This is a genomic window from Mycobacterium sp. (assembly GCF_032159775.1).
Taxonomy (GTDB): Bacteria; Actinomycetota; Actinomycetes; order Mycobacteriales; family Mycobacteriaceae; genus Mycobacterium.
This window is the reverse complement of record NZ_JAVHWK010000009.1, coordinates 1-12,674: the sequence shown is the minus strand read 5'-3', so window position 1 is coordinate 12,674 and position 12,674 is coordinate 1. Positions and strand designations below refer to the sequence as shown.

At 66.6% G+C, this 12,674-nt stretch carries 11 protein-coding genes, 1 tRNA gene and 1 pseudogene; 10 read left to right on the top strand and 3 right to left on the bottom strand.

From position 1 onward, the window contains the following. The coding region (locus QOJ24_RS01005; RefSeq protein WP_526258226.1) for a glycosyltransferase family protein at positions 1–1,460 on the top strand (1,460 nt) is incomplete at its 5' end. Here QOJ24_RS01005 and QOJ24_RS01000 read toward each other — a convergent pair. Together QOJ24_RS01000 and QOJ24_RS00995 are read right to left on the bottom strand one after the other, a co-directional pair. After that, a tRNA-Ser gene (locus tag QOJ24_RS01000) sits at positions 1,442–1,528 on the bottom strand. The two genes, QOJ24_RS01005 and QOJ24_RS01000, sit on opposite strands and share 19 nt — an antisense overlap. A 19-nt stretch (positions 1,529–1,547) precedes the next feature. Then, complete coding sequence (locus tag QOJ24_RS00995) at positions 1,548–2,060, bottom strand: MarR family winged helix-turn-helix transcriptional regulator (RefSeq protein ID WP_526258224.1); 513 nt, start codon at positions 2,058–2,060, stop codon at positions 1,548–1,550. Between the two features lie 65 nt (positions 2,061–2,125). On the opposite strand from QOJ24_RS00995, the gene QOJ24_RS00990 reads away from it, so the two are divergent. Continuing rightward, a complete protein-coding gene (locus QOJ24_RS00990; RefSeq protein ID WP_526258222.1) occupies positions 2,126–3,106 on the top strand; it encodes an NAD(P)H-quinone oxidoreductase in 981 nt (326 codons plus the stop codon). Here the strand turns inward: QOJ24_RS00990 and QOJ24_RS00985 are convergent, their stop codons facing one another. After that, positions 3,107–4,303: a cysteine desulfurase-like protein gene (locus tag QOJ24_RS00985; protein WP_526258220.1), complete on the bottom strand. Its 1,197-nt coding sequence runs from the start codon at positions 4,301–4,303 to the stop codon at positions 3,107–3,109. 112 nt (positions 4,304–4,415) lie between these two features. Here QOJ24_RS00985 and QOJ24_RS00980 point away from each other — a divergent pair, with 112 nt between their 5' ends. From QOJ24_RS00980 to QOJ24_RS00945, 8 genes and pseudogenes are all read left to right on the top strand, one after another. Then, entirely contained in the window at positions 4,416–6,338 is a 1,923-nt protein-coding gene (locus tag QOJ24_RS00980; protein WP_526258218.1) for a DUF6541 family protein, read from the top strand. Further along, positions 6,319–6,873, top strand: coding sequence for a proteasome activator (locus tag QOJ24_RS00975; protein WP_526258216.1), 555 nt, complete (start codon positions 6,319–6,321; stop codon positions 6,871–6,873). The genes QOJ24_RS00980 and QOJ24_RS00975 overlap by 20 nt, the downstream gene beginning before the upstream one ends. A gap of 12 nt (positions 6,874–6,885) precedes the next feature. Beyond that, the gene (gene wzt, locus QOJ24_RS00970) at positions 6,886–7,686 is read left to right on the top strand and encodes a galactan export ABC transporter ATP-binding subunit Wzt/RfbE (protein WP_526258215.1); all 801 of its coding nucleotides are present in this window, start codon (positions 6,886–6,888) and stop codon (positions 7,684–7,686) included. Beyond that, on the top strand, positions 7,683–8,609 hold the full coding sequence (gene glfT1, locus QOJ24_RS00965; protein WP_526258213.1) for a galactofuranosyltransferase GlfT1: 927 nt from the start codon (positions 7,683–7,685) through the stop codon (positions 8,607–8,609). Before wzt ends, glfT1 begins: the two co-directional genes overlap by 4 nt. Continuing rightward, positions 8,606–9,436 carry a galactan export ABC transporter permease subunit Wzm/RfbD gene (wzm, locus tag QOJ24_RS00960; protein WP_526258211.1) on the top strand — a complete coding sequence of 277 codons (831 nt, stop codon included), beginning with the start codon at positions 8,606–8,608 and terminating at the stop codon, positions 9,434–9,436. The genes glfT1 and wzm overlap by 4 nt, the downstream gene beginning before the upstream one ends. Positions 9,437–9,474: 38 nt before the next feature. Continuing rightward, positions 9,475–10,866: pseudogene (gene pdxR / locus QOJ24_RS00955) on the top strand (MocR-like pyridoxine biosynthesis transcription factor PdxR). 6 nt (positions 10,867–10,872) lie between these two features. After that, positions 10,873–11,373: a nitroreductase family deazaflavin-dependent oxidoreductase gene (locus tag QOJ24_RS00950; protein ID WP_526258210.1), complete on the top strand. Its 501-nt coding sequence runs from the start codon at positions 10,873–10,875 to the stop codon at positions 11,371–11,373. A gap of 81 nt (positions 11,374–11,454) precedes the next feature. After that, positions 11,455–12,674: HNH endonuclease signature motif containing protein (locus QOJ24_RS00945; protein WP_526258208.1), on the top strand; the 1,220-nt coding region annotated here is incomplete at its 3' end.

The following is a 12,674-nucleotide window of genomic DNA, read 5'->3' as shown; positions in this document are numbered from 1 at the left end:
TCGTCATGTTCGTCGCACACCGGGGCTTGATCGACGACGCCTACATCACGCTGAGCTACGCCCGCAACGTCGCCGAACATCTGCACTGGGGGATGATTCCGACCGAAGAGTCCAACACCGCGACCTCGCCCTTGAACGTGATCCTGTTGGCGGTGGGCACCTGGATCAGCGGTGTGACCGGCGCACTCCAGCCGGTGGTGGGGCTCGGAATCGTGACCGTCGCACTGTCGGCGGCGATGGCGGTGTGGGCGGCCCAGATCGCGCGGCGCCTCGATGTCGCTGGCGCCTGGTCGATCGCGGTGCTGGCCGTCGTCTTCGCCAACCCGTTCGTGAACTCTGCGATCGGGCTCGAGGTGGTACCCATTGCCGCGTTCCTCACCGGGCTGACCGCACAGGCCGTGCACGGTCGTCGCGTCGGTTTCGGGGTGCTCGCCGGATTGCTCGTCCTGACCCGGCCCGACCTGGCGATCGTTGTCGCCGTCATGTACGTGTTGACCCCTTCACTGCGGCGGCGGTTCTGGGTGGCCCCCGCCACCGCCCTTGTCATCGCGCTGCCGTGGTGGGTGTTCAGCTGGTACCACTTCGGCTCTGCGATTCCGACCACGCTGGTGATCAAGACACTGCAGAAATCGTTCGGCGACGCGACCTTCGCCAACGGGTTGTCGAAAATGTGGCAGCCGGGCATGTTGCTTCCACTGTCACTCGCCCTCATCCCCGCCGCGGTCGGCGTCCTCACGGTGCTGTGGATGTTGGCGACGGGCGTCCGTGGCCGATTGCGCGCCGACCACTGGCCGCTGGCGGGGCTCGGCATCGGCGGTCTCGCGGAGTACGGCGCGTACTGCCTGCTCGGTGTGCCGCCCTACCACTGGTACTACGTTTCGTCGACGGTCGCCCTCGGGCTGACCGGTGTGTTCGGGTTGGCCCTGCTTCTGAGAAGCGTTCTGCCGGAGCGGCTTCCGGCCGTGAGGCACTCTGTCCCTGCGGCCGTGGCGGTGCTGCTCATCGTCGGCGCCATGGTCTCCTTCCGCGGCCTCGGTGTGCCATGGGCGCGTCCGGTCATCTTCGGCAACTGGGCGATCCCCGAGCAGTACATGGCCGCCGGGGACGAGATCGGCAAGCTGGTCGGCGACGCCACCGTCAAGTCGCCGCCCGAGATCGGCACGGTGGCCTATGCCTGCGACTGCTCGGTCGTCGACGTGTTCTCCGACCCGGGACGGACGCTCCCGTTGATCGAGAAACGCATCCGTGAGGCCGGACCGGTGATGCGATTCCTTCTCGAGGCCAACTTCGCCCGGCTCGACCGCAGCCAACGCCCGCGGCCTGCGCAATACCGGTTGGCCTGGTCGCGGGACGGCTTCCCGCCGGGCCTGCCGAACTGGTACGTGAAGTCGCCGTGGACGGGTCAGGCGTTCATGTACCTCGAACCCATCGAACAACGCGGCGGTGGCGGAGGGATTTGAACCCCCGGACGGTGTTAGCCGTCTCTCGCTTTCAAGGCGAGTGCATTAGGCCGCTCTGCCACGCCACCGCGTGTAAGCCTAAGGGGTCTAGACCCTGCCGACCTTCGCGCCCGACGGGATTTCCCTGAGCCCCGCGCTGATGCGACGGCAGTTCTCGCCCATCGCGGCGATCTGGGGACGCGACAGCTTGCCAAGAAAGTTCTCGCGCACACCCTCCCCGTACGTGACCATCGCCTGGCGTACCGAGAGGCGGCCCTCATCGGTGATGGTGGCCAGCACGCCGCGGCCGTCGTCGGGGCTGGCGCCACGGCGCACCAGGCCTGCGACCTCCAACCGGCGGATCTGCCGGGTCACCCGGCTCGGCAGGGACATCAGTCCCTCGGCCAGATCACCCATTCGCGCCGAACCCGTTGGCGATCTGTCCAGAATGTCGAGCAGCCGCACATCGTTCAGTGTTAGCTGATGCGCCTCGACCAGCGCCCGGTTCAGGTTCGCGTACATGCGCAGTGCCGAGTCGAGGAAGTTTTGCCACGACCGTTGCTCAGCGATGTCCAGGCCGGGCATATCACCAGCCGTACGCCCGGCAATCATCCCCTCCATCTCGGCATGGTAAACGACATCGGCATTGCCAAGGGCGGAAATCCGCGGCCGGTAGGCTTTTGGAGATGCGCGCGATCGTGGCTCATTCATCCGACCGGCTGGAATGGCAGGAAGTACCGGACGTCAGCCCCGCTGCAGGTGAGGTTGTGGTGGAGGTTAGCAGCGCCGGTGTCAACCGAGCGGACCTGCTACAGGCCGCCGGTAAGTATCCGCCCCCGCCCGGAGCAAGCGAAATCTTGGGCCTCGAGGTTTCTGGAACCATCGCCGAGGTCGGCGACCATGTCGACCGTTGGCGAATCGGGCAAACAGTGTGCGCATTGCTGGCCGGCGGTGGGTACGCCGAGTTCGTTGCCGTGCCTGAGGGTCAGTTGATGCCGTTGCCGGACGATGTCGAGCTGCCCCATGCGGCCGCCCTCCCCGAGGTGGCCTGCACGGTGTGGTCCAACGTGGTGATGACCGCGGGCCTGACGGCAGGCCAAGTGGTTCTCTTTCACGGCGGCGCCAGCGGCATCGGCACACACGGCATCCAGGTCGCGCGGGCCCTTGACTGCCGCGTCGCGGTGACCGCGGGATCAACCCGCAAACTCGACCTGTGCAAGGAGCTTGGCGCAGAGATCCTGATCAACTACCGCGATGAGGATTTCGTGGAGCGGGTGCGCGAGGCAACGGACGGCGCAGGCGCCGACGTGATCCTCGACATCATGGGCGCCCCCTACCTGGACCGCAACATCGACGCCCTCGCCACCGACGGCCGGGTTGTCATCATCGGCATGCAGGGCGGTGTCAAGGCCGAGCTGAACGTGGCGAAGCTTCTCGGCAAGCGCGCCGGGGTGATCGGCACGACGCTGCGGGCTCGACCGGCGTTCGGGCCTGGCAGCAAGAGTGAGGTCGTCGCCGAAACCGTCCGCAATGTGTGGCCGATGGTCGCCGACGGCCGGGTGCGTCCGATCATCGGCGCCGAGTTTCCGATCGATCAGGCGGCGGCAGCCCACGAGTTGCTCGATTCCGGCGACGTGTCCGGCAAAGTCCTGCTGCGCGTGTCCTAGTCAGCCGAGCGACGCCAGCGCGCGAATCAGCTGGTCGACCTCGGCGGTCGTCGAATAGTGCGCGAGGCCGATCGTCACCGCACCGCCGATGTCGTTGACGCCGATCACGTCGAGCACCCGGGAACTCGCGCTGGCGATCGCCAAGACGCCGTTGTCGGCGAGTCGCTGCACGACGCTCTCGGCGGGCACTTCCCTGACCACGAAGCTCAGTACGGGTATCGCCGTCTCGGGTCTGCCGATCACCATGATCAGCGGCAGAGACCGCAGCGACATCAACAGGTAGTCGAACAGCCTGGTCATGTACGACGACGCGGAGTGCATCGAGACGGCCAGCCGTTCCCGCCGGGTCCCCTTAGCCGACTCATCAAGGGAGGCAAGGTATTCGATGCTGGCGACGAGACCGGCCAGCAGCGGGTACTGATGCGCACCGATCTCCAGCCGGTCGACTCCGGTGGCATACGGGTTGAGCGCGATCGAGCCGAACGAGCTGATGACGTCGGGGTCGCGGAACACCAGTGCGCCGACCGGCGGCCCGCCCCACGCCAGCGCATTCATCGCGACGACGTCGGCGTCGATCTCGTCGATGTCGATGAGGCGATACGGTGCGGCCGCCGAATGGTCGACGATGACCAGGCCGCCGTCCGAGTGCATCAGCTTGGTGGCGGCCCGGAGATCGGTGACGGTGCCCAACGTCGCAGAGGCGGACGTGATCGCGACGAGTCGCGTCGCCTCGGTGATCAGGTTCTCCCACTGCCAGTTCGGCAGCTCGCCGGTTTCGATGTCGACTTCGGCCCATTTCACTTTGGCGCCATACCGATTCGCAGCCCGCAGCCAGGGCGCGATGTTTGCCTCGTCGTCCAGCCGGGTGACGACCGTTTCATAGCCCAGTCCGACCCGCGACGACGATGCGTCGGCAAGCGAGTTGAGCAGGATGGCGCGGTCGGCCCCGAGGATGACGCCGCGCGGGTCGGCATTGACCATGTCGGCCACCGCCTGGCGGGCTGCGTCCAGCACTGCCGCGCTCCGCTTGGCGGACGGATGCGGTCCGACCGTCGTGGTCATCGAGTTCCGGAACGCCGTCGAGACGGTGGTGGCAACGGAGTCGGGCAGAAGCATGCCGTTCTGGGCGTCGAAATGCACCCAACCATCGCCCAACGACGGATGCAATCCGCGCACCCGGGCGACGTCGTATGCCATGCCAGCCACCTTAGAGAGTCTGTGAAGTCCACAAACCGACAGCGTTCCGTGGGTTGCCCAACCCCACGTGGGCAGTGCCCGACGGGGCCGCCTGGGCAGCCATACTAATGCAGTGAGCTTGGCCTTCGAAGTGCTACTAGCAGTGTTGGTGCTGGTAGTGCCGGGAGCCATCGTCGCATGTGCGAGCAGATTGCCCGTTTCCGTCGCGATCGCCGTCGGGCCCGCATTGACCTACGGCGTCGTCGCGCTGGCGATCGTCCCGTTCGGCGCCGTCGGAATTCCATGGAACGCATGGACCGCTTTCTTTGCCCTTGTCGTCGTGACCGTGATTGCCGCCGGTTTGCCCAACGTGCTGAAGCGCTACCGCGACCGGGATGCCGAGACGCGGGCACCCTCCCGCGGCCCGGCGCTCACCATCGCCGTCGGCGTCCTGCTCGGCGCCGCCCTGATCGGGTTGGCCGCGGTCAAGGGACTCCCTCACTGGCAGTCGATACCGAGCACCTGGGATGCCGTCTGGCACGCCAACACGGTCCGGTTCATCCTCGACACCGGGCAGGCCTCACCGACACACATGGGCGAGCTGCGCAACGTCGAAACCCATGACGCGCTGTACTACCCGTCGACGTTCCACGCCGTCGCCGCGGTGTTCAGTCAGCTGACCGGTGCCGCGCCCACCACCGCCTACACGCTCAATTCGGTGGCGGTCGCGGTCTGGCTGTTCCCGGCCAGCGCGGCGATCCTGACGTGGAAGCTGCTGCGCGGCAAGTTGAGCGAGTGGCAGACTGCGGGCGCGGCCGCGACCGCCGCAGCGCTATCCGCGTCCTTCACGGCGATTCCCTATGTCGAGTTCGACACCGCATCGATGCCCAATCTCGCCGCATACGGCATCGCGGTGCCGACGATGGCACTGGTGATGTCCGCGGTGCGCCACCGTGATCGGATCCCGCTCGGTGTGCTCGCGCTGCTGGGGGTTTTCTCGGTGCACATCACGGGCGGCGTCGTGACGGTCGTGTTCGTGGTGGTCTGGTGGCTGGTTGATGCGCTGTGGCATCCGGTGCGCGGCAGGCTGTCGGATTTCGCCGCGCTCGTCCTCATCGCGGCGCCGACGGTGTGTCTGCTGCTGCCGCAGTTCGTCGGCGTGCTGCAGCAGGCCGAGATCATCGAGGGGCATGCGTTCATCACCCACGAAGGCAAGAAGCGCGGGCTGATCGACGCTGTCGTCCAGCACACCCGCCACCTGAACGACTTCCCCATCCAGTGGGTGCTGGTCCTGCTGGCCGGCGTCGGCGCTGTCGTCTTTCTGGTCAAAAAGGTCTGGTGGCCGCTCGTCGTCTGGCTCGGGCTGGTCGTCTGCATCGTGCACTCGTCGGCACCGTTCGGCGGCCCGCTCGGTGCACTCACCGGCAAAGTCAGCGACCTCTTCTACAGCGACCCGCGCAGGCTGTCGGCGGTGGTGGCGATGCTGCTGGCACCCGCCGCGGGGATCGGACTCCTCGTTCTCGTCAGCGCCGCCGCCCGCCCGTTACGTCCACCGCAGTCATACCGCGTAACCGCAGCGGTGCTCGTCGTCGTCGCCGTGGTCATCGGCATCTGTTACCTACCTCGCGGCAGTTTCCTGTTCGGCGAGAAGTACGACTCGGTTGTCATCGACAAGAAGGACCTCGAGGCGTTCGCCTACCTCGCGACGCTGCCCGACGCGCACGACACATTGATCGGCAACGCGAACACCGACGGAACGGCATGGATGTATGCGGTGGCCGGCCTGCATCCGCTGTGGACCCACTACGACTATCCCGTCCAGCAGGGACCTGGCTATCACCGCTTCGTCTTCTGGGCCTTCGCCGACGATGCCGACACCGACCCGCGCATCGCCGAGGCGGTGAAAGCGCTCAATATCCGGTACGTGCTCACCAGCACACCAGTGGTCTTGAAGTTCGCAATGCCCGACGGGCTAGTGTCGCTAGACAAGTCCAAGTCGTGGGAGATGATCTACGACAACGGTGAGACCAAGATCTATGAGTGGCGCGGCGCGTAGAGGAAATGCGAAACGGATGACTGCGAATCCCGAAGACGACGACAACATCGAGATCATCGGCGGCGATATGCCGATGGAGCCCGACCAGGACGGCGGCGGCAAGTCGCTGACCGACCTCGTCGAGCAGCCCGCCAAGGTGATGCGGATCGGCACGATGATCAAGCAGCTGTTGGAGGAGGTGCGGGCTGCACCGCTCGACGACGCCAGCCGCGGCAAGCTGGCCGAAATTCACAAGACGAGCATCCGCGAGCTCGAGGACGGGCTCGCACCCGAGCTTCGGGACGAGCTCGAGCGGCTGACGCTGCCGTTCACCGAGGACTCCGTTCCGTCCGACGCCGAGCTTCGTATCGCCCAGGCGCAGCTGGTCGGGTGGCTCGAAGGGCTGTTCCACGGCATCCAGACCGCGCTGTTCGCGCAGCAGATGGCTGCGCGCCAGCAGCTGGAGCAGATGCGACAGGGCGCGTTGCCGCCCGGCGTCAGCATTCCGGGACAACGCGGCGGGCCCGGTTCGCCCGGCACCGGGCAGTACCTGTAGCGGCGGCTCAGGTTGGCAGCACCGCGTATCGAGACGCGCAACGCGTGGGTGGAGTTCCCCATCTTCGACGCGAAGGCGCGCTCTCTGAAAAAGGCGTTCCTCGGCAAGGCGGGCGGCACGATCGGACGCAACGACTCGAACGTCGTCGTCATCGAGGCGCTGCGGGACATCACGATGTCTCTGGAGCTTGGCGACCGGGTGGGGCTGGTCGGCCACAACGGTGCGGGCAAGTCGACGCTGCTGCGGCTGCTGTCGGGTATTTACGAGCCCACCCGAGGCGTCGCCACCGTGACGGGGCGCGTCGCACCGATATTCGACCTCGGTGTCGGCATGGACCCCGAGATATCGGGTTACGAAAACATCATCATCCGCGGCCTGTTCCTTGGTCAGACCCGCAAACAGATGATGGCCAAGGTGGACGAGATCGCCGAGTTCACCGAGCTCGGCGACTACCTCTCGATGCCGTTGCGCACCTACTCCACCGGCATGAGGGTGCGGCTGGCCATGGGCGTGGTCACCAGCATCGATCCCGAGATCCTTCTGCTCGACGAGGGCATCGGTGCCGTCGACGCCGAGTTCCTCAAGAAGGCGCAGACGCGGCTGCAGGGCCTGGTCGAACGGTCCGGCATCCTCGTGTTCGCCAGCCACTCCAACGAATTCCTTGCCCGGCTGTGCACGACCGCGATGTGGATCGACCACGGCACCGTCAAGATGTCCGGCGGTATCGAGGAGGTGGTGCGCGCCTACGAGGGCGAGGACGCCGCGCACCATGTGCGCGAGGTGCTCGAAGAGAACGCCCGTGATCGCAGATGACCGACACCGTCTTCGGCGTGCTGGTCACGCACCGGCGTCCCGATGAGCTGACCAAATCGCTCGACGCGCTGACCACTCAGAGTCGCGCGCTGGACCACCTCATCGTCGTCGACAACGATGACGACGAGCGGGTGCGCGATCTGGTGGCGGGCCAGCCTGTCGCCACCACCTACCTCGGCTCCCGCCGAAACCTCGGTGGCGCAGGCGGTTTCGCGCTCGGCATGCTGCACGCTCTTGCGCTGGGGGCGGACTGGATCTGGCTGGCCGACGACGACGGCCGCCCGCAGGACCACACCGTGCTGGCGACATTGCTGGACTGCGCCGGCAGGCACGCGTTGGCCGAAGTCTCGCCGATGGTGTGCAACCTCGACGACCCGGATCAGTTGGCCTTCCCGCTGCGTCGCGGGCTGGTCTGGCGTCGGCGGGCCAGTGAACTGCGCACCGAGGGTGCGGGTCTGGGGGCACCTCCTTGCGTGCAAGGGGGAGACTTGCTGCCGGGGATCGCGTCACTGTTCAACGGTGCTCTGTTCCGCGCGGCCACGGTCGAAGCCGTCGGAGTGCCCGATCTGCGGCTGTTCGTGCGCGGCGACGAGGTGGAACTGCATCGACGGCTGGTCCGCTCCGGTCTGTCGTTCGGAACCTGTTTGGACGCAATCTATCTGCACCCCTGCGGGACAGACGAGTTCAAGCCGATCCTCGGTGGCCGGATGCACACCCAGTACCCCGACAACGCCGCCAAGAGGTTCTACACCTACCGCAATCGGGGATATCTGCTGTCTCAGCCGGGACTACGCAAGCTGCTGCCGCAGGAGTGGTTGCGGTTCGGCTGGTACTTCCTGGTGTCCCGTCGCGACCCGAGGGGACTCGCCGAGTGGGTTCGGCTGCGCAGGCAGGGCAGACGGGAAAGGTTCGAGAAGCCATGACGTTCACCGATGCTGCCGCTCAGTCCAGGACGATGTCGCGCGCGCGGCGTGATCTCGTCGACGGCTTCGCCCGCCGCGAGCTGTGGGCACACCTGGGTTGGCAGGACATCAAGCAGCGCTACCGGCGCTCGGTGCTGGGGCCGTTCTGGATCACCATCGCCACCGGCGTCACGGCGATCGCGATGGGCGGGCTGTACTCGAAGCTGTTCAAGCTCGAGCTTTCCGAGCATCTGCCGTACGTCACGCTCGGCCTGATCATCTGGAACCTCATCAACGCGGCCATCCTCGAGGGCGCCGACGTGTTCGTCCACAACGAGGGCCTGATCAAGCAACTCCCGACCCCGCTGTCGGTGCACGTCTACCGGCTGGTGTGGCGGCAGATACTGCTGTTCGGGCACAACATCGTGATCTTCGTCGTCATCGCGATCATCTTCCCCAAGCCGTGGTCGTGGGCCGACCTCGCCGTCATCCCGGCGCTCGGCCTGATCGTGCTCAACTGCGTGTGGGTGTCGCTGTGCTTCGGCATCCTGTCCACCCGCTACCGCGACATCAGCCCGCTGTTGTTCAGCCTCGTCCAGCTGTTGTTCTTCATGACGCCGATCATCTGGAACGAGTCCACGCTCGAGAAGCAGGGCGCCGGGAAGTGGGCCAAGATCGTCGAGCTCAACCCCCTGTTGCACTACCTCGATATTGTCCGGGCGCCGCTTCTCGGCGCGCAGCAGGAGCTGCGGCACTGGGTGGTGGTGGTGGTGCTCACGATCGTCGGCTGGATCTTCGCCGGGATCGCGATGCGCCAGTATCGGGCCCGCGTGCCGTACTGGGTGTAGCCGTTCAGGCACTTCACAGATGCGCGCGTTGACGAACCATGAGCATCCCGCCGTATGAACCCCCGAAGCCGCCGCCCCCTGCAGGCGTCGGCAACAAGCTGCTGTGCCCGAAAGTGTGCAGGGATGCCGTTAGATCGGGGCGACTGGCTCCTGGGTCCATGCTCCCGCCGTCCCGCAGTCTCGCCGCGGACCTCGGACTGGCGCGCAATACGGTGGCCGAGCCTACGCCGACCTCGTCAACGAAGGCTGGTTGGCCTCGCGGCAGGGCGCGGGCACCTGGGTGCTTAACGCAGGCGGAGCGGACGCGCCGCCACGGGCCCGCGGCGTGCGGGCGGCAACGGTGCACAACCTGATGCGGGCTCCCCCGATGTGTCGGAGTTCCCACGGACCGAATGGGCGGCCTCCGCGCGAAGGGCGTTGTCCTCCGCGCCCACCGAAGCCCTGCGAATGGGTGATGCGCGCGGCAGGCCGGAGTTGCGCGCAGCGCTCGCCGAGTATCTGACCCGGGCCCGTGGCGTACGCACGTCGGCAGAGTCGGTGGTGGTGTGCGCGGGCGTGCGCCATGCCGTCGAGCTGTCGGCTCGGGTCTTCCGGGGCCGGGGTCCGATCGCAATCGAGGCCTACGGCTTGTTCGTTTTTGGGACGCGCTTGCGGCACTGGATGTGCCGACGGTGCCCATTGGTGTCGACGAACGCGGCGCGGTCATCGACGAACTCGACGGCCTCGAGACTCCGGCAGTGCTGCTGACGCCTGCGCACCACAGTCCGTTCGGCATGCCGCTGCACGCCGAACGCCGAACCGCAGTCGTCGACTGGGCGCAACGCACGGGTGGATACGTGTTCGACGACGACTATGACGGCGAGTTCCGATACGACCGCCAGCCGATCGGCGCCCTGCAGGCGTTGTGCCCGGATCGGGTGGTGTACATGGGATCGGCGAGCAAGAGCCTGTCACAGGCGTTGCGACTGGGTTGGATGGTGTTGCCGGACAACCTGATTGACGCCGTACTGGAAACCGCGGGTGGACAGCAGTTCTACGTCGACGCTCTGACGCAGCTGACCATGGCGGACTTTATTCAACGGGGAAGCTACGACAAGCACATCCGACGGATGCGGATGCGATACCGCAAGCGGCGCGAGACCCTCGTCGAGGCACTGGCCGGATTCGATGTCGGCATCAGCGGGCTGTCGGCGGGCGTGACCCTGCTCCTGACACTCCCCGACGAGAGCGAACACGAGGTGCTGCGTCGCGCGGGTGAGGCAGGCATCACGGTGCAGGGCCTTGCGATCCTGCGGCATCCCCTGGCCGGTCCCGAGGTGCCGAACCCCGACGGGATCATCGTCGGCTTCGCGGCGCCCGCCGATCACGGGTTCGCGGCGGCTGTTGATGCGCTTTTGCAGGTGCTAAGGGCGTCCGGGCTGGCAAGGTAATCGACCATGAGCCCCCAGCAACGCCGCCACATGAGTGTGTACGAGCGAATGATGGAGAAGTTCGCGCGAACGGCGGCCGGCGACTGGTACATGAAGCAGATCGCGCCACGGCTCGATCCGCCGCTGCTGCGTCTCACCGGCGGACGGGTCAGCTCGGTGTATCCCGTTCCGGTCATGCTGCTCACGACGACGGGCGCCAAGACCGGCCTGCCGCGCACGCTTCCGCTGCTGTACCTCGACGACGGTGACGACATCATTTTGATCGCGTCCAACTACGGCAAGACGTCACACCCGGCCTGGTACCGCAACCTCGTCGCGAACCCGAAGGTGGAGGTGCTGGCGGGCAAGAAGAGCGGGACATATTCGGCGGCCGAGATCACCGACGCCTCTGAGCGCGACCGGGCATGGGATCTTGCGCTCGACATGTACGCCGGCTACGGCGACTACGAGGGTCGGGCGGGTCGTCGGACCATCCCGCTCGTACGCCTGTCGCGGATCGCCGACTGAGTTATCCACAGTTGTAGTTTCATCCACAGGTAGCGGTTGACCTGGTGGTTCTCGTCGGCCGACATGAGTAGATTCGAATGCATGTTCGATGGTTCGTTGCCCGAGATCGCCGACCTCTCTGCGTTGAGTGACGCTGCGTTGGTGGACGCCGCGGGCGGGTGGGCGCGAGCGGAGAACGCGGCGGGGGCCCGGAAGTTAGCGGTGATGGCCGAGATCTTTGTCCGACGAACCGCCTGCCGAGCCGAGGAGCGCGAGCTGTGGTGGATCGACCCCGACGCCGCCGTCGCCGCCGAACTGGCCGCCGCGCTCAACGTCAGCACCGGCATGGCGCTACACCAAACCCACCGCGGCGTCGCGCTCCGCCACCGGCTGCCGCGGGTGGCGGCTTTGTTCGAAGCCGGGATGATCAGCGATCTTCTGGTGCGCACCATCGTGTCGCGCACGTACCTCATCGACGACGAGGCGATGGCCGCTGTAGACGCCGACCTCGCCAGGCGGGTGACCCGGTGGGGTGCGCTGTCGGTGGCTAAAACCGAAGCCGCCATCGACGCGCTGGTCGACGAGCACGACCCCGGCGCGCTGCGTCGCAGCCAAAAAGCCGCCTCCGAGCAGACGGTGCAGTTCGGGTCCCCGTCAGATGTGGCGGGAGTAACGAGTATCTACGTCCGGCTGAACTCTCCAGATGCCGCGCTGATGGAGCAGAACGTCGAAGATGTCGCGCGCAGCCTGTGCGACGCCGACCCGCGCAGCATCGACGAACGCCGCGCCCAGGCGATCGCCGCCAAAGTCAATGGCACCGCCTTCGACTGCGCGTGCGGAGACCCTGACTGCACCGGCGGCATCACCGGGGATGCGCCCGCCAAGAACACTGTCGTCTACGTCGTCGCCGACGAGAAATCCGTCGACGCGGCCACCACGCCGCCAGCGGCTAGCGAGACAGCGCCGATCGAGCCGGCGCCCAGTGAGCCCGTGGCCACCGATCCCGAGCCGGTGCCGTGCTCGGTGCCGCCGGCGTTCGTGTTCGGCGCCGGGATCCTGCCGGCCGCCTTACTCGCCGGCATCCTTTCGCGGGCTCGCATCCGCGAAGTGCGTCATCCCGGCGATTCGCCAGCGGTGCCCCGCTACGTGCCGCCGCCGTCGCTGGCCGACTTCGTCCGCTGCCGGGATTTGACGTGTCGGTTCCCAGGCTGCGACAAACCCGCCCAGGTCTGCGATCTCGACCACACCGTTCCCTATCCGGTGGGTCCGACGCATCCGTCAAACCTCAAGTGCCTGTGCCGTTTTCACCACTTGCTGAAAAC

Coding starts and splice junctions, on each gene's coding strand:
- QOJ24_RS00990 (WP_526258222.1), top strand. CDS start 2,126: ATGCGCGCGATCGTGGCTCATTCATCCGACCGGCTGGAATGGCAGGAA.
- QOJ24_RS00995 (WP_526258224.1), bottom strand. CDS start 2,060: ATGGAGGGGATGATTGCCGGGCGTACGGCTGGTGATATGCCCGGCCTG.
- QOJ24_RS00985 (WP_526258220.1), bottom strand. CDS start 4,303: ATGGCATACGACGTCGCCCGGGTGCGCGGATTGCATCCGTCGTTGGGC.
- glfT1 (WP_526258213.1), top strand. CDS start 7,683: ATGACCGACACCGTCTTCGGCGTGCTGGTCACGCACCGGCGTCCCGAT.
- wzm (WP_526258211.1), top strand. CDS start 8,606: ATGACGTTCACCGATGCTGCCGCTCAGTCCAGGACGATGTCGCGCGCG.
- QOJ24_RS00975 (WP_526258216.1), top strand. CDS start 6,319: ATGAGTGGCGCGGCGCGTAGAGGAAATGCGAAACGGATGACTGCGAAT.
- QOJ24_RS00950 (WP_526258210.1), top strand. CDS start 10,873: ATGAGCCCCCAGCAACGCCGCCACATGAGTGTGTACGAGCGAATGATG.